The sequence below is a fragment of the Pseudoruminococcus sp. genome (genome assembly GCF_047012705.1).
Lineage (GTDB): Bacteria > Bacillota > Clostridia > Oscillospirales > Acutalibacteraceae > Pseudoruminococcus.
On record NZ_JBKXNW010000008.1, the window covers coordinates 1 to 16,745 of the forward strand.

At 34.9% G+C, this 16,745-nt stretch carries 14 protein-coding genes and 1 tRNA gene; 8 read left to right on the forward strand and 7 right to left on the reverse strand.

All coding sequences use genetic code 11. The annotated features are described in order from the left end of the window. Window positions 1-77 precede the first annotated feature (77 nt). Window positions 78-242: a hypothetical protein gene (locus ACLU24_RS08825; RefSeq protein WP_181984276.1), complete on the forward strand. Its 165-nt coding sequence runs from the start codon at window positions 78-80 to the stop codon at window positions 240-242. Between the two features lie 95 nt (window positions 243-337). Next, window positions 338-1,948 (forward strand): recombinase family protein, encoded by a 1,611-nt coding sequence (locus ACLU24_RS08830; RefSeq protein ID WP_412612021.1) that lies wholly within the window; start codon window positions 338-340, stop codon window positions 1,946-1,948. Between the two features lie 273 nt (window positions 1,949-2,221). Here the strand turns inward: ACLU24_RS08830 and ACLU24_RS08835 are convergent, their stop codons facing one another. Beyond that, entirely contained in the window at window positions 2,222-3,310 is a 1,089-nt protein-coding gene (locus ACLU24_RS08835) for a hypothetical protein (RefSeq protein WP_412612024.1), read from the reverse strand. 844 nt (window positions 3,311-4,154) lie between these two features. Continuing rightward, window positions 4,155-4,241: transfer RNA gene (locus ACLU24_RS08840), tRNA-Leu, on the reverse strand. A gap of 306 nt (window positions 4,242-4,547) precedes the next feature. Here ACLU24_RS08840 and ACLU24_RS08845 point away from each other — a divergent pair. Further along, on the forward strand, window positions 4,548-5,177 hold the full coding sequence (locus ACLU24_RS08845) for a 4'-phosphopantetheinyl transferase family protein (protein WP_412612027.1): 630 nt from the start codon (window positions 4,548-4,550) through the stop codon (window positions 5,175-5,177). Between the two features lie 12 nt (window positions 5,178-5,189). On the opposite strand, the gene ACLU24_RS08850 is transcribed toward ACLU24_RS08845, so the two are convergent. Further along, window positions 5,190-6,302 carry an ATP-binding protein gene (locus ACLU24_RS08850; RefSeq protein ID WP_412612028.1) on the reverse strand — a complete coding sequence of 371 codons (1,113 nt, stop codon included), beginning with the start codon at window positions 6,300-6,302 and terminating at the stop codon, window positions 5,190-5,192. Window positions 6,303-6,641: 339 nt separating this feature from the next. Here ACLU24_RS08850 and ACLU24_RS08855 point away from each other — a divergent pair, with 339 nt between their 5' ends. Continuing rightward, window positions 6,642-7,121 carry a TspO/MBR family protein gene (locus tag ACLU24_RS08855; protein ID WP_412612299.1) on the forward strand — a complete coding sequence of 160 codons (480 nt, stop codon included), beginning with the start codon at window positions 6,642-6,644 and terminating at the stop codon, window positions 7,119-7,121. Between the two features lie 768 nt (window positions 7,122-7,889). Here ACLU24_RS08855 and ACLU24_RS08860 read toward each other — a convergent pair. Further along, entirely contained in the window at window positions 7,890-8,726 is an 837-nt protein-coding gene (locus ACLU24_RS08860; protein ID WP_412612031.1) for a tRNA 2-thiocytidine biosynthesis TtcA family protein, read from the reverse strand. Window positions 8,727-9,100: 374 nt separating this feature from the next. On the opposite strand from ACLU24_RS08860, the gene ACLU24_RS08865 reads away from it, so the two are divergent. The 3 genes from ACLU24_RS08865 to ACLU24_RS08875 all read left to right on the forward strand — a co-directional run bounded on the left by ACLU24_RS08865 (window position 9,101) and on the right by ACLU24_RS08875 (window position 12,047). Continuing rightward, window positions 9,101-10,030 (forward strand): magnesium transporter CorA family protein, encoded by a 930-nt coding sequence (locus tag ACLU24_RS08865; protein ID WP_412612034.1) that lies wholly within the window; start codon window positions 9,101-9,103, stop codon window positions 10,028-10,030. A 35-nt stretch (window positions 10,031-10,065) separates the two neighbouring features. Continuing rightward, complete coding sequence (udp, locus tag ACLU24_RS08870; protein WP_412612037.1) at window positions 10,066-10,830, forward strand: uridine phosphorylase; 765 nt, start codon at window positions 10,066-10,068, stop codon at window positions 10,828-10,830. Between the two features lie 488 nt (window positions 10,831-11,318). Further along, the gene (locus tag ACLU24_RS08875; protein ID WP_412612040.1) at window positions 11,319-12,047 is read left to right on the forward strand and encodes a hypothetical protein; all 729 of its coding nucleotides are present in this window, start codon (window positions 11,319-11,321) and stop codon (window positions 12,045-12,047) included. Window positions 12,048-12,348: 301 nt separating this feature from the next. Here ACLU24_RS08875 and ACLU24_RS08880 read toward each other — a convergent pair whose 3' ends face one another. After that, window positions 12,349-13,272, reverse strand: a complete 924-nt coding sequence (locus ACLU24_RS08880) for a hypothetical protein (protein WP_412612301.1) — start codon at window positions 13,270-13,272, stop codon at window positions 12,349-12,351. Here ACLU24_RS08880 and ACLU24_RS08885 point away from each other — a divergent pair. Beyond that, complete coding sequence (locus ACLU24_RS08885; RefSeq protein ID WP_412612304.1) at window positions 13,163-13,453, forward strand: hypothetical protein; 291 nt, start codon at window positions 13,163-13,165, stop codon at window positions 13,451-13,453. The genes ACLU24_RS08880 and ACLU24_RS08885 overlap by 110 nt on opposite strands. A gap of 266 nt (window positions 13,454-13,719) precedes the next feature. Here the strand turns inward: ACLU24_RS08885 and ACLU24_RS08890 are convergent, their stop codons facing one another. Next, the gene (locus ACLU24_RS08890) at window positions 13,720-15,744 is read right to left on the reverse strand and encodes an FtsX-like permease family protein (RefSeq protein WP_412612042.1); all 2,025 of its coding nucleotides are present in this window, start codon (window positions 15,742-15,744) and stop codon (window positions 13,720-13,722) included. Then, window positions 15,737-16,504: an ABC transporter ATP-binding protein gene (locus tag ACLU24_RS08895; protein ID WP_412612045.1), complete on the reverse strand. Its 768-nt coding sequence runs from the start codon at window positions 16,502-16,504 to the stop codon at window positions 15,737-15,739. Before ACLU24_RS08895 ends, ACLU24_RS08890 begins: the two co-directional genes overlap by 8 nt. Window positions 16,505-16,745: the final 241 nt, after the last annotated feature.

Genomic DNA, 16,745 nt, shown 5'->3' on the forward strand with positions numbered 1-16,745 from the left:
GGAGATAACTTATATGCGATAGCCTTTCTTGAAAACAGATCAAGTATTACACAAATGTAGTCGAAGAAAGGAGGATTATGAGCAGAAAATCAGAACCAGTAATTATTGAATCTGTATTTTACAACTACACAGGCACAGACGAGCAATTTAATACTTTTCTGAAAAGTGTAATCAAGGATTATGTTTCGGAAAATAATCTGTTGCCAGATGATGAAAATATTATTGATAAAAAGTCAGCTTAATAGCTGGATATTAGAAACGAGTTGTGATATGTTGTGGTTGCACCGAGGTGATGTGACCACAACATTCAGATGATAAAACGGAGAGGAGAATCAAAATGAAAGTATGGTTGTATTACAGACTGTCAAGAGATGAAGATGCCGAGCTTAACTCGTTGACAAATCAGCGAAATATATTAGTCGAATATGCTAAGGCAAACAATCACGAAATTGTGGGAGAGTCGTATGACGATAATGTTTCGGGAATGCACTTCAATCGAGAGGGCATCAATAAAATCTATGAAGAGGTTGAGAAGAAAAGCTTTGAAACAATCCTTGTAAAGGATATGTCACGGCTCGGCAGACATAAAACTCAGACAGCAATATTCATTGACTACCTAAGGGAAAATGGAATCAATGTAGTTTCTGTAACTGAAAATCTTGACACAGGAAACGAATCGGACGATTTGATTATCGGTTTTAAAGGACTGTTCAATGATATGTATGCCCGTGATATCTCAAAGAAAGTCAGAGCAGGCATGAATCAAAAGTTAAAGGACGGACTTGTCCTGACACCGCCTATGGGGTATTTCAAAGATAAGAATACCAACGAAATAGTCATAGTTGAGGAACACGCAGAAATTGTCCGTAGAATTTTTGATATGTATTTAAGCGGTTACGGATTCAATGCAATAGCGAAAATTCTGAACGAGGAAGGTGTGAAATCTCCTGCATACTATCAGAAAAAACTATTCGGCAAGAATCTCGGCTACAACAAACCCGAGATAGGCAGAAGATACCTATGGGATAACAAAGGTGTCAAGAGAATTCTTGAAAACGAGTTTTACATAGGTACGGTGGTTAATCACAAGACCTACAACAATAAAATCAATCACATCAGAAAGAATCTTCCCGAAGAGGAACAATACAGACATGAAAATATTGTACCTGCCATTATCGATGAGGATAAGTGGAAGCAGGTACAATTTTTAATCTCGGATAAAGTTAAAAGAAATGTAAGAGCAGGAAGTAATAAACCATGTCACAGATATGCAGGACTTATCAAGTGCGGTGACTGCGGCTCGTGTTTTGTATGCAAAACAAGAAAATGGCGAGAACATCCCGATAGGATAGAATATGTATGTAACGGCTATCACCGATACGGCAAGGAGAATTGCAGTCCGCATAGGGTAAACGAAAGGGACCTTGATGAACTGATATACAAGGAAATTCTTGCGGTCAAGGACTCTGCAATTGAAAATTACAAGTCCATTGAAACCGATGTTAAGAAGTGGATGAAGAAGAAAAACACGGTTAATAACAAGCTGAAAAAGCTGGAAGATAGGCTTGAACAGCGCAAGAGCGACCAAAAAGAAATACTCCTTGAACGCATCAGGGATAAGGAACACGCAGAAATCTATACCGAAATGCTAAAAACTTGCGAAGAAGATATACAGCAGATAACAGAAGAAATTGAATCTATTAAATACTACAATACAACGATTAAGAAACGCAAATCAGAGTTGAAGAAAACCGTAGACCTGATTGAAGAAATCATCAAGGACGGAGCAATCAGTGATGCAAATTTACGGTTGCTGGTTGATGAAATCAAAATTTATGAGAGTGATAAAAAGCTGAGGATAGAAATTAATCTGAAAGCCAAATTTACAAAACATTATGAGATTTACGGGAAAAGCGGTGTGGAGCATAATCTCATATTGCAAGGGTAAAATGATTTGCAGACACACGACCTTTATAAATAAAAAATTATGACAATTGCATAATTTAACAGAATTAAATTTGTAGTAAATATACAAGAAGTCTCAACCCCAAGGTTGTGCGTCTGCCAACGATTTAAGCAATGGAAAATGGAAAAAAGCACGCTCGATAAAATCCGGCTTTTTGTGGTGCGGATATTCTACAGTTTTGTTATTGCTTGAAGGATTATTTACACAAAATTTTATGGGTTGCCCGCTGCCGATTTTTATATATAAATATATACGTCAACTAACACTTTCTATTATTTCAAGAGAGAGGTTCAGCCATCTAGAAGAAACTATATATCCTTTTTCAAATAGAGAATAGCACATATCCCTATTTGAATAAAGACCATTTAAAGAAATAAACGAGTCACATTGTTGCAATGTTATTTCCATTAGTTTATTAAAATCATTTTTTCGTTCCTCGTTTACCGCCAACTTGCAATTTCCGTCAGCAATATTTCTACCAACCTGAATCAGCAAACCTAGAATAAAGGCATTTTCGGATGGCAACCTCATAATCAAATCTTCAAACTCTGTATTATGAGGATTATAGAATAAATCACTTTCAACATAGTCAGCAATACTATGTGCTTGTGGTTCTTTTAATTCAGTTTGTTCCTTATCTGCTAGTTTATTTAGTTTTTTTGAGACTTCGATTATTTCGTCCTTATATTTATTATAAATACGTTTTATATTGTTTGTCAGTTCTACATTATAATCGTTATTTATAAGCACATTTTCAATTTCACAATCTAGTCTGTGAAACAAGTTAAATAAATCAATCATTTTAGAATGTAATCCTACGACATCAAGTTTAACTGATGAAGTATGTACAGGGGTTAAATCCTTTTTGATAGGATAGCGCATACGGAAAGAATCTGTATCAAAAGAATCTACTTCATTAATAAACTCATCAAAGAGAGTAATGTCTATTGAACTATTTATTTTGGACAGCAACGGTAGCAAATAAAGTTTTACTTCTAACCACGCTTTATTGAGTTTATGGCTCACACGTTTTACGAAGTTCTCTTTATCAGTATCATTTGTTCCAGAATATTTGAAATATAAGTATTTGATATAAAGCTCAATGATTTGACGATAATTAAAGCATAGTGGATAAATGATTGTATCAAGAATATCATTCCTATAGCTATCACAAGAAACAAATTCGCTATATAAGACTTTCGCAGCAAATATATAACCGTCTATATACTGACTAAACCCAGATACCGTTCCAAAATCAGTTCCGAAATACGAATACCTTCCGTGCTTCGGTATCTTGTCATTATCATAAAATACAAATAGTTTGTCACCATGTTGTAAACTCATATTTTATCTCCTTTTACATTTTTGTCATTTTAATACTTCTGAGCAACTGACAATATACATCATTGATATATATCAGTTCGGTTAAATAATGTATAAACTCATCCAACGAGTTAATTACACTCAATATGGCATGCAACTGTTGGGTACTCCTAAATAATGTATCAAAGAACACTTGATTAAGATTCATATCGGATTTAAACATTTCATTTACTATGTTTTTTAATTCGTTACTCATTTTGTTCGGATTATACAACTCACTCTCTTTATTTTTATCATTCGCATGGTATGTGGAAACTAATAAGCTTTCTAAGAATTTTTACTAAAACCCTTATTTGTTAAGAATAAGTATTCGTGAGCACAAATGCTAATGCATATAATACGTCTTTTATTCCAGTTCAATTGATAAGTAACAGGTTTATCCTCATCACTATCATCTTATAGAATAATGTTTCCGTTCTTTTTTAAAAAATACTCAAGCTTCAAGCATTGTATTTGGGCCTTAATCATACCTTCAGCAAGACAACGTAAAGTACTAACATCATCGCCTTGTTCAAATGTTTCAGGTAAATGTCTGTTTTTTATTTCAAGAAATAAGATTTGTTTATTGTTTTCAATAACTAAGTCGCATTCGTTTGTCTGCGATTTATTGATTCTATAGTATCCGTAGGGTATTTTTTGTTATCCAGAAATGACTTTATCATTGCATGTATTTTACGCTATTCGTACATAAAATTATTACTCGTTGGACTACTCAAAAAAATTTTGAAATCTTACAAACGAAATCAAAGCATTTATTATGGAAAAAAGAAAAGACCTTGTAAATTGTGATGGATTACAAGGTCAATGGTGCACCCGACAGGAATTGAACCTGCACTTCCTCTCGAAAATATGGACCTGAACCATACGCGTCTGCCAGTTCCGCCACGGGTGCATATTTAATTTTCTCTCTGAATTTTTACACGGTTGAGAGGTGAGAACCGAGGTGGAGCATATCGCTTAATCCACAATTTGCAGGATATAGTTACTGAAATGAATTTACACCGAGGTGGTGCGACCTGAACCATACGCGTCTGCCAATTCCGCCATATCCGCATATTTAAAATACTTAAATAGTATATCAAATACCTTATAAAATGTCAATTACTTTTTAAGCTTAAAAAATCTGAAATAGCAAAGATTGTAAGTAATCAAAAATTTTGTTATAATGAATTAATTATTATTTTGAGGATGATTTATTATGCTTAATGTAAAATTAGTATTTGTTGATACTTCTTGCGAATTTTCACGATATGAAAAGTATCTTTCATTTTTACCTAATGAAAGATTAGAAAAAATATCTCGTTTTAGATTTGATAAGGATAAAATTCTTTCTTTATTTTCGGGTTTACTAATATGTACTGAGGCATCTAAACAAACGGGTATTAAATCTAATGAAATTCAGTTTGAATATAATGAACATGGAAAGCCCTCTATCAAAAACTTTCCTGAATTTCATTTTTCGGTTTCTCATTCGGGAAACTGCGTCGCCTTTGTAAGTGATACTTCACCAATCGGAATTGATACAGAAATAATCTCTGATGCACGAATTGAAATTGCAAAACGCTTTTTTTCAGAAAATGAATATAAATACATTCTTGAAAGCAAAAACCAAAACAATACTTTTTATGAGATATGGACGAAAAAGGAAGCCTATGTCAAGCTTATCGGCACAGGGCTTTCCACTCCCTTATCGTCTTTTGATGTTAATGATGAAAAATTTAGCAACCATTTCTATACAAAACAAATATCTGAATATATGTTGAGTATATTTTCTGAAACTAAAAATCTTTCTGAAAACAACATTAAAATTCAAATATCAAATTACTGATAAGCTTAGTATTTATCGTGCATTATCACGCACTGAATAAAATTCTTTCCAGATACCGCCGAATTTTTCAGCCTTGAATTTTACTACTGTGTTAAAATACGCTTTGAGCTTTTCGGCATCGTCTTTTGTATCCTTGCATACTGCATTGCTGAGGTTTTTTACAAGGTCAGCAAGATTTATTTTATCTTCATCATAATACCAAGCATTAGATAAGGTCTGATAGTAAACTGAAACAGCCTCTGCTGTACTCATAACTGCTGATGGCTTATCTATCTTTATGCCGGTTTCTGAAACGCCCTCTCTAAGCTCGTGATATGTAACTGCAATAAGTTCTGCAACATCTACATCTATTGGCATTTCAATCTTATTGGCAAGGGCATTCTGCTCGACTTCGTTCATAATAATCTTTTTCTCAAGCTTTACATCTTTGACAGGGTTTACTGTTTCAAAATTAAAGCGTCTTTTCAACGCACTTGACATTTCATTAACGCCCTTATCTCTGATATTCGCTGTACCAATAATATTAAAGCCCGGCTTTGCGAAAAGCAGACCGCCGTCATCAAGCTCAGGAATATTGAGAACCTTATCACTCATAACAGATATTAAGCTATCCTGAATTTCTGCAGGAGTTCTTGTAATCTCCTCAAAGCGTGTTATTATACCTTTTGACATTCCAACATAAAGCGGTGATGGAACTAAAGCCTCTTTGACAGGGCCTTTTGCTAAAAGAAGTGCATAGTTCCAGCTATATTTAATCATATCCTCTGTTGTACCGGCTGTTCCCTGAACGGTATTTGTACTCGTTCCGCTTATAGCCGCTGAAAGAAGTTCGGAAAGCATTGTTTTAGCTGTTCCAGGCTCACCGACAAGCATAAGTCCTCGACTGCCTGCAAGAGTTATGATACATCTTTCGACCAAAGCATCATTTCCGAAAAACTTCTTTTTAATTTCAATGGTCTTACCATTATACTCTATCGGACTTTTTGAACCAAGTATAAAAGTTCTTACAGCTTTCGGTGAGAGATACCAATTTTCAGGCTTTCTTGCAGTATCATTCTGCTTTAAGGCGGAAAGTTCCTCCGCATATTTGATTTCAACAGGCGGTTTTATAAAATGCTGTTCCATAAATTTTCTCCTTTTATTTACTTTGCCTGCCCAATAGCAAAATATATTACTAATCATTTAAGCTTTTACTGACAACGCTCTTATGCCCCAATACTTTTAGCAACCAATTCACTGCAAGTACTAATAAAAGCTTATATATCACCACTTAGTGTGTACCTTATATTTATATTATAGAACATAAGTTCGTATTTGTCAAGAAATGACCTAATTTTGCGTGAATGTTTTATGCTACCGAACATTTCAAATATATAATAAATTATATCATACATCAAACATAATATAAAGCATTATTTTAAACTTAACATAGCATTATAAATCTCTGCATAAAATATTGTGGAGGTGGTTCTTTTGAAAATAAAATGGAAAGAACTCATTATATGTATACTTATTCCACTTTTAGTTGGTGGATTATCGGCTTTAATTTCCGGAAACCAAATGGTGAATTTCGGAAATCTTAATCAACCGCCGTTATCGCCACCTGCTATACTATTCCCTATTGTATGGACAATACTCTATATTCTTATGGGTGTAGCATCATATCTCGTACTAACATCAGATATAAATAAACAGGCAAAGCAAATTGCACTTACAACTTATGGAGTACAGCTTTTTTTCAATTTCTTTTGGTCGATAATATTCTTTAATCTTGAGCAATATCTATTTGCTTTTGTATGGCTTGTAGTTTTATGGTTATTAATTCTTGCTTGTATAATACTTTTTTCAAAAGCGTCTAAAACTGCTGCATATCTTATGATTCCATATTTAATTTGGGTAAGCTTTGCGGGTTATCTCAATCTTGCTATATATTTGATAAATTAATAAGCCTTACCTATGAGTTAATAAACTTATCTAAGACAATTAAAAGTTTTGCTCAAGGCGGCGTGCCGCCGCAGTCAAGACGCGGAATCGCTCGACAAGTCTCGCTCGTAATTAGTTTAGGAAGTTTATCCACGCGGAGTACTAAACTACAGTTTAGTTTCAAAATTTCCCTAAGATAATTAAAAGTTTTGCTCAAGGCGGCGTGCCGCCGCAGTCAAGACGCGGAATCGCTCGACAAGTCTCGCTCGTAATTAGTTTAGGAAGTTTATCCACGCGGAGTACTAAACTACAGTTTAGTTTCAAAATTTCCCTAAGATAATTAAAAGTTTTGCTCAAGGCGGCGTGCCGCCGCAGTCAAGACGCGGAATCGCTCGACAAGTCTCGCTCGTAATTAGTTTAGGAAGTTTATCCACGCGGAGTACTAAACTACAGTTTAGTTTCAAAATTTCCCTAAGATAATTAAAAGTTTTGCTCAAGCTTTTTCAAAAGCTTGCAGGGTCGAGGGACGGAGTCCCTCGTGGGTGTTAAGAGCGAAGCCCTTAACATCTCTTGCCCTATAAGGGACGGACAAAGTCCGTCCCTTTTTAACTAATTTTGCTGACAAAATAAAAAAGTGGCGGATAAAATCCGCCACTCAAAAAACAAAGAATGTTAGGGGCTCTGCCGTAGGTGACTACCTTTAGAATCCGCAAGCCTTTTCAAAGATTTGACCTAAACTTTAAGTGTCTTATGTAAAGTGCATTAGCTATATTGGAGATAAACAATTTTTTAGTAATTATCTAAAAAGGAATGTTCTTCACCATTCGATTTATAACCAACCATAGTATCTAAACAAACCGAATGTATACTATTGAAAATGCTTTTCTCAATATTCGGATTGTCTTTCTTTAATTTACGGATAAGTTCCTTTACTTCCTTTCGCTTTGATGCTCCTATGCCATCCTCACTTTCAGCGGATTTTTCTGTAAAGCGACAGGCACACTGAATAAATTCGAGATGATTATATTTTGTCCACGCTATTATATCGTCCTCGTGTACACAATAAAGCGGTCTGATAAGCTCCATACCTTCAAAATTTGTACTATGAAGTTTTGGTAGCATAGCTTGAAGTTGAGAACCATAAAACATTCCTAACAAAGTCGTTTCTATAACATCGTTGAAATGATGTCCGAGTGCAATTTTATTACAGCCAAGTTTCTTAGCCTGACTATATAAATGACCTCTACGCATTTTAGCACAAAGATAGCAGGGATTTTTTTCGGTTCTATCGGCTATATTAAATATATCGGTTTCAAATATTGTTATTGGTATTTCGAGTAGCTTTGCATTACTCTCAATCTTTTCTCGGTTAATGCTATTATAACCAGGGTCCATAACAAGAAATACAAGTTCAAAGGGAAAATCACTATGTCGCTGGAGCATTTGCAGAAGTTTTGCCAAAAGCATTGAATCCTTTCCACCGGAAATGCAAACGGCTATTCTATCACCCTCTTGAATAAGCTCATATTTCTTTATTGCCATAATAAATGGTACCCATATTCTCTTTCTATAGGTCTTTGAAAGACTTCTTTCTATCATCTGACATTGGCTAAGTTCTTTAGACATAAAATAATCACCCGATTTTTTCAATTATACTAAAGCTTATTTTAACACAAATATGAATTTTCGTCTATAATTTTGCAAGATTAAGATAGTGTTTTATGGTGCATTATTTTTCTGATAACTAAAAATAAATCCTACGAAAAACAAAAGTCAATATTTCGTAAAATTCTTGCGTTTCGGCGAATTTATTGGTATAATATATTAAGAAAATGTTAATTTGCTTTTAATTTTTTTATATTTTAAACTATGAAAGGGGTAAACATTATGGGCTCTGACCCGTCTGTTGGTCGAATACGGATTGCTATTATTCATACTATAAACAGAGCGCATAATGTATTTTTTGTGCTCTGATTTGATTTGTTAGGAAGTGCACAAAAATGATAAACTACTACAAAACCATTAATGGCAGAATTGAAGCCATTGATAATTATGAACCGGGTTGTTGGATAAACTGCGTTGAACCTGAGGGTGACGAGGTTGCAAGTCTCATAAAGGATTTTAATATTGAACCTGATTTTTTCAGGGCGTCTCTTGATGAAGAAGAAAGCTCTCATATAGATAACGAAAACGGAGTTACACTTATAATTATAGATATTCCTGTTGTTGAAAAGTTTAACAAGAGTATAAGATACGCTACTATGCCTATTGGCATTATGATTACTGAAAAAAATGTTATAACTGTTTCTATTAAAGAAAACCCTATTCTTAGTGAATTTTCTGAGGGCGTTGTTAAAGATGTTCTCACTAACTATAAAACTCAATTCGTTTTTCATATAATGCTCAGAGTTGCGGCGAGATATTTGCAATATATCAAGCAGATTGATAAAATCAGCGAGCATGTAGAAGAAAAAATGAAAAAATCTATGAAAAATAAAGAAATTATCCAGCTTTTTGAAATTCAGAAATCGCTGGTTTATTTTTCGTCTTCACTAAAGGCTGATGAAATTACTCTCGAAAAGCTTATGCGTGGCAGACATATCAAGCTTTATGAGGACGACCAAGACCTTCTTGAAGATGTTCTTATCGAGATTAAACAGGCAATAGAAATGGTTGGCATACACCTTAACATTATGTCGAGCACAATGGATACTTTCTCATCTGTTATAAGCAACAACCTTAACTATGTTATGAAGGTTCTTGCTTCTTTGACGCTGATTGTTTCTATTCCTACAGTTATTTCCGGCTTATACGGAATGAACATCGATGGAGGTCTTCCGTTTGATAATTTCTGGTGGTTCCCATTTATACTATCTGCTGTACTGATGATTTTAGCTTTTATAATTCTGAAAAAGAACGATATGTTCTGATTGCATAAGACACTTTATAAGGAGGCTTATTGCTTATGAATGAAAATGTGCTTTTTCATTTGCAAATTCCAAGAACGGTTAAGGCTAAATATGCTATTCTTCCAGGCGACCCTGCTCGTGTATCAAAAATAGCCTCTTACCTTGAAGATGCGGATTATCTTGTTTCAAACAGAGAATATACTACCTATTTTGGCACTCTCTGCGGTAAAAATGTCTTGGTGACATCTACGGGTATAGGTGGTCCATCTGCGGCTATCGCTCTTGAAGAACTTCATATGCTCGGTGTGGATACTATTATTCGTGTCGGAACTTGTGGAGGTATGCAAGAAACTGTAAAATCCGGCGACCTTATCATAGCTACTTCGGCGGTTCGTGCGGAGGGTACTTCTAAGGAATATGCTCCGATAGAATTACCTGCTACTGCTGATTTCGAGGTTACATCTGCTTTAGTTAAGGCTGCAAAAAAGCTTGATGAACGCTATCATACGGGAATTGTACATAGTAAGGATTCTTTTTATGGTCAACATAATCCTGCGTCTATGGCCGTTTCATATGAACTTGAAAACAAGTGGAATGCCTTTATAAAATGTGGTGTGCTTGCTTCTGAAATGGAAACTGCGGCTCTTTTTACTGTTTCAGCGTTGAGAAATATTCGTGCTGGTTCTATTCTACACGCAATATGGAATCAGGAACGCAGAAAATCTGGAGATAATTCCGAAAACATCAATACCGAAAATGCTGTTCTTACTGCTATCGAGGCATTAAAAATAATTATTGCTGAGGATAAGATGGTAAATTAGCATAAGTTAGTAATAGGTTTATCAAGCGATTTTATATCTTAAGAACAAGGCACTTCTTTAGGGAACCCCATGCGAGGGTTCCCTACGAAAAACATTCCACTGGAATGTTTTTCTACCCTCCTACGCTCAGAGAAGGATAAAGTGTTTCGCTCTCTGCGGAGAGCGACCAAAGGCTCTGCCTTTGGAAACTGCAAGCTTTTTCAAAAGCTTGAGCAAAACTTTTAATTATCTTAGGGAAATTTTGAAACTAAACGGTAGTTTAGTCCTCCGCGTGTGTAGATTCCCCATATTCGTTACGAGCGAGACTTGTCAAACGATTCCGCGTCTTGTCCTGTGTGGTCACGCACCGCGTCTTGGGTGCGGCGGCTCGCCGCCTCGAGCAAAACTTTTAAGTGTCTTAGAGAAGTTTATTTTATACAAAAAAAGCATTGTGTAATATTATTTTTTCTGATATAATGGATATGATTGATTTTTTTGAGGTGGTATCCATGAACGAAATATTGAACGATAATATAGCCGACAATGAAAAAAGTATAGTTGAAAAAAAGCTTACTCCCGAAATGGAGCTTGAACAGCTTAAAGATCGTTTGCATGAGGCTGAACTTGAACTTTCAGACAAAAAAACTTCCTTAATCGAAATTACAGCCGCAAGAAATGCTTTATATAAATCGGTTCAATCGCTACAAATGCAGCTTGCAGATGTTACTGCTCAGCGTGAAAACGATATACAGGCATATGAAGCAGAACTTCGTCTTCGTCTTGAGGAAAAACACGAACTACAAGAAAAATACGACTTGCTTGTAATCAAGGCAAAAAGATATGACGAACTGCAAGAAAGCCTTATGAATATAAAAATGAAGGCTGAGGCTCGTGCTTTGGGCGTTATTGATGAGGCTCAAGAAAAGGCTATGGACGCTGTCAATGTCATTGACACGATTGAAAAAGAAGTTAATCTTTTTCGTGAGGATATAGCTTGGCTCAGGCGTGATATAAAAATTGGAACTATAACTCTCGATGACAGGCTTGATACTCTATATAAGCGTATTTGTAAAAATATGGATACCTTGACTAAAATTAAAAGTGATTTCTATAAAAGTAATAATATTCCGCTCGGAAATGAATTTGATGAAAACTCTGAAAATCCTATTCCAAGTATAAAATATCCCGATGAAGAAGATATTCAGGAAGAACAGGCTGAAACTGATAAAAAAATATAAAGCACAAGGAAAATTTATTGCTAACAAAAGAATTAATCGGTGGACTTCGTCCACCGATTGGGAAAAAATAAATGTTGGGCTTCGCCCAAAAGCATTTCGCTCTCTGCAGAGAGCGACCAAAGGCAGAACCTTTGGAAACTGCAAGCTTTTGACAAAGCTTGAGCAAAACTTTTAGTTATCTTAAAGAAGCACATCAACTGAACGGTAGTTTAGTCCTCCGCGTGGGTAAATCTCTCATACTCACCACGAGCGAGACTTGTCGAGCGATTCCGCGTCTTGACAGCGGCGGCCCGCCGCAATTTTATTTTGCTCTTTTTTTGACGGATATGCTCAACAAAAACAGCATCGATAATACAAGAATTGCTATTCCGCCGGTAAGATGTGTTGCTGTATTTGGTGTTGCTCTCTCTGCAAAACTACTAAAAACATTATTTATCGGATTATAGAATAATGTAATTATGTATGTGCAAAATCCATTAAGTATAGCGGCAAAAACTCTGAAAAGAATAAACAACAGCTTATTCGGATGTATCTCTGAAAGTATACCCCATATCTGCAAGTGTACGCACAAACCTCCAAAGGCTATAACCGCAGACAAAATATATAGCGGGAATGTACCTTCTGCGATTACATTACACGCACCTGTAACTTCTAAAATTGATGGCAAAATTATCTTTGAACAACTCAAGCCCATAGATAAAAATATTTTCTCTATAAACTGCTCTACCTCACTCTGCTCTATAATTCCTATGAATGTCTGAAATAATATAACCAAAGCCGACAATGAAATTATTCCCTTTGAGCCATCTGTACAAGCTTTTATGAAAGCATTTTGTTGGCTGATATTATCTTTTGGCTTAGATTTCTCTTTTATGGATTTTTCAGGATAAAAAAATCTTGAGATTATTCCTAAAATTAAACCTGACACAAGCTGAGATATGAGTAGGATTACTCCAAGCTTTGCATTACCTAAAAGAACTGTTCCCACCGCCGTTATCAAAAATGCCGGTCCTGCACCGACACAAAAGAGCGACATTCGCCTTGCTTGATTTAAGGAGATTTGCTTTGTTTCATACATTCCTGCTATACCTCTTGCACCAACAGGAAAGCCTCCTATGAAACTCATTATTACAGTAGGTGCTGTTGAACCATCAAGTCTGAAAAGAAATTTCATTATAGGAGAAAATATTCTGCCAAACATTGACGATATTCCGGAACGAACTATATACGATGACAAAACCATAAACGGAAACAACGACGGTACTAAAAGTTCGAGGCAATATTTGAGTCCCTTTCTTGCGCCTTCGGACGCACCCTTTGGAAAGATTGTAAGCAAAACACAACATAATAAAATTATTGCAATTTTCACTATCGTAAGAATTATTTTTTTAAATTTCAGAGAATAAAACATATAAATCACCAAAACTTTTTTAATATAATTTTATGCTTTATTTGCTGATTAAATGACTTTTTGGTTCTATAAAAGAATCATTCGTACAAAGTTTACCAGAAACCGTCAAATTTTACCACTTTTAACACAAATCGAAATTTTCTGCTATAATATTAAGTGGATAGTTTGTTATAAACATTCTATCTATCATTTTTCCCTTATCACAATTTTTGCTAAAGACGAAGGCATCGCAAAAACAATGCGATGCCTTTGTCTTTTTTATTATATACGCAAGTCGGTATTCGCTCCTGACTTTACTATTTTATAGTAGGTTCTTGCTGTCGCTATATAAATAACCATATAAAGAATGGCAAATATTAAGAAACAAGCTAAAGTACACCAAATATACAACTGGGTATTATTCAGATTTATACTGTCATTGGAAAGCGTCATTAATGACAATATTCTTGAAATCATTGGGAATGCAAATACTACATGGATACACGCTGTTATGAGCGGTAAGAAAAATACTATAAGTATTTGTGAACGAATTGCTTTCTTTGCTTCACTATAGCTCAAGCCGACTTTTTGCATTATATCAAAGCGTTCCCTATCTTCATAGCCCTCTGAAATCTGTTTATAGTAAATTATAAGCACCATTGCTCCTATAAACAGTATGCCAAGGAACAATGCTATAAAGAACAGGCTACCATAAATTGAAAGTATTGCTGTTTTCTGCTCTATACGACCTTTTAAAAATACAGGACTATTTTGAAGTTCATTACGACAATCATTATAGGCTGAAAGCTTTTCACTATCTGAGCCTGATATATTCATATTATGATAGTTTGATACGCTCGATTGATAATCATCTATACCACTTATTTCTTCATTGTATTTTGAGAATTGGTTATCTATATTATTAAATTCTTCGTCATTTACTATGATAAGTACAGTACTGATTTGACTACTCGAACTAATAAATGCTTTTGGAATATCGGAATTATACTCCGAAATCTTATAATCATTATCCATAAGCTTTATTTTATCTGTTTGAGAAATGCCTGTATTAGTATAAAATAAGAGTTCTTTTTGTCTAAGAGTTTTATTCTGATTTGTGCAAGAGTTATAATCAGAAATCGGAATGACTTTTACCATACAATCTATATTATTTATATCAGATTCAAATTTAATATTATCAGAATAAAGTGAAATATTCCTATAAGATTTTTCTTCTGTAATATTTAAGTTATGTTTAGCGATAATATCTTTAACTGTTTTCTCCATATCTTTATCAGAAATATTATAATATTCAGGACTTGAAACATCAAAGCTTATATCATAGGGATAATTGCGGTTGAGAACATCGTCTAAGCCAAGCATCATCGAAAGTGTTGTTGAAAGCATAACGAGTACCATTGTTGACAAGATACAGATATTTGCTAAGCCGACGGCATTCTTTTTCATACGATAGAGCATACCCGATACACTTATGAAATGACTGGTCTTATAATAATATTTTTTATTCTTGCGAAGCATTTTAAGCAAGGCAATACTTCCTGCTACAAATAGAAAATATGTGCCGATTATTACAAAGATAACTGCTATAAAGAAAAGATTTACTGCATTAACGGCATCTTTTGTCATAATAGAAAGATAATAGCCTATGCCAAGACAAATAAGTCCTATTATTGCCATAAGAATTTTTGTTTTAGGCTCTTTCTCACCTACCTGACCGCCATGTAAAAGCTGAATGGGGTTTGTAAGACGAACCTTTAGAATAGAATACAAGAAAAGCACTATGAAAATAGATACAAATAAAATACTTGTAATTATAATAGGTTTGAATGAAATATAATGCGTCAGATTGGTTTGAAGATTTACTATTCTGAGCAATAGTAAATACATCAGTTTATCAAGAATTACTCCTGCAAGCAAGCCAACTACTATACTTATAAAAGCTGTATAGAATGTTTCTAAGGCTATAATTTTTGCTATATGCTTTTTCTCCATACCGAGAATGTTAAATAAACCAAACTCTTTTTGTCGGCGTTTTATAAGAAAGCTATATGTGTAAAATAGAAATATTACTGCGAAAATTCCAACTATCCAACAGCCTAAGCCAAGAACAATAGGAATCATTGTGCTACCTACTTCGGCATCTCTGAAACCTTGATTAAGGGAAAGCGACAGCAATATATAAAACATTGATACCGTAAGAATTGAGGTTATCATAAATGGTATCTGTATTTTTGCATTCTTTTTGATATTGTTTGCAGCAAGGCGTGCATAAAAAAATTTATTCATATTGCTCGCCTCCCGAAGCCAAAACTGTCCATGTATCTGAAATTTTCTGGAACATTTCCTGCTCTGTACAATTACCTTTATAAATCTGATGAAAAACCTGTCCGTCCTTGATAAACATAACTCTACTTGCGTGAGCGGCAGCCTTCGCAGAATGAGTTACCATAAGAATAGTCTGACCTGCTGAATTGATTTCATTGAACAGATTAAGGAGGCTTTCTGTTGAATGAGAATCCAATGCACCTGTCGGTTCATCTGCCAAAAGCAACTTTGGATTTGTAATCAATGCTCTTGCAACAGCAGCTCTCTGCTTTTGTCCGCCGGAAACCTCATACGGATATTTCTGCATAATATCTGATATGCCAAGTTGATTGACAAGCGGGTCTAATTTACTTTTCATCTCGCCATATTTCTTCCCTGATAAAACAAGAGGAAGGAATATATTATCCTGAAGCGAAAATGTATCAAGCAAATTGAAATCTTGAAATACAAAGCCGAGATAATCTCTGCGGAATGCGGAAATTTCCTTTTCACTTACGCTCGAAAGACGCTTACCGTCAAGAATGACATCACCGTTTGTCGGTCTATCAAGGGCGGCAAGAAGATTTAACAAAGTTGTCTTGCCTGAACCTGATTCTCCCATAATTGCTACATATTCACCTTTTTCAACAGAAAATGACACATCATTAAGTGCCTGAACCTTATTTCCGCCAAAGCGTGTTGTGTAAATTTTCTTTAACCCTTCAACTTCTAAAATAGCCATACATAATTATCCCCCTTTATTTGATAGCTATATTATATCAAAGAGCAATTTGCATGGCTATTTATTTATATTACATTTTGAGGGATTTTCTTACATTGCTGTAAGATTAGTTTGCGGCGAATCTATTAGTTGACTGACTTTTCTAAGACAGATAAAAATTTCGCTTGAGGCGGCGTGTCGCCGCAGCCAAGACGCGGAATCGCTCGGCTTTGCCTCGCTCGTAGTAAGTGATGGAAGATGG

Bases quoted from the DNA above. Each gene is read 5' to 3' on its own strand.
- ACLU24_RS08890 (WP_412612042.1), bottom strand. From the start codon at position 15,744: ATGAATAAATTTTTTTATGCACGCCTTGCTGCAAACAATATCAAAAAG.
- ACLU24_RS08895 (WP_412612045.1), bottom strand. From the start codon at position 16,504: ATGGCTATTTTAGAAGTTGAAGGGTTAAAGAAAATTTACACAACACGC.
- ACLU24_RS08825 (WP_181984276.1), top strand. From the start codon at position 78: ATGAGCAGAAAATCAGAACCAGTAATTATTGAATCTGTATTTTACAAC.
- ACLU24_RS08865 (WP_412612034.1), top strand. From the start codon at position 9,101: ATGATAAACTACTACAAAACCATTAATGGCAGAATTGAAGCCATTGAT.
- udp (WP_412612037.1), top strand. From the start codon at position 10,066: ATGAATGAAAATGTGCTTTTTCATTTGCAAATTCCAAGAACGGTTAAG.
- ACLU24_RS08885 (WP_412612304.1), top strand. From the start codon at position 13,163: ATGAAACTCATTATTACAGTAGGTGCTGTTGAACCATCAAGTCTGAAA.
- ACLU24_RS08850 (WP_412612028.1), bottom strand. From the start codon at position 6,302: ATGGAACAGCATTTTATAAAACCGCCTGTTGAAATCAAATATGCGGAG.
- ACLU24_RS08830 (WP_412612021.1), top strand. From the start codon at position 338: ATGAAAGTATGGTTGTATTACAGACTGTCAAGAGATGAAGATGCCGAG.
- ACLU24_RS08860 (WP_412612031.1), bottom strand. From the start codon at position 8,726: ATGTCTAAAGAACTTAGCCAATGTCAGATGATAGAAAGAAGTCTTTCA.
- ACLU24_RS08835 (WP_412612024.1), bottom strand. From the start codon at position 3,310: ATGAGTTTACAACATGGTGACAAACTATTTGTATTTTATGATAATGAC.
- ACLU24_RS08845 (WP_412612027.1), top strand. From the start codon at position 4,548: ATGCTTAATGTAAAATTAGTATTTGTTGATACTTCTTGCGAATTTTCA.
- ACLU24_RS08875 (WP_412612040.1), top strand. From the start codon at position 11,319: ATGAACGAAATATTGAACGATAATATAGCCGACAATGAAAAAAGTATA.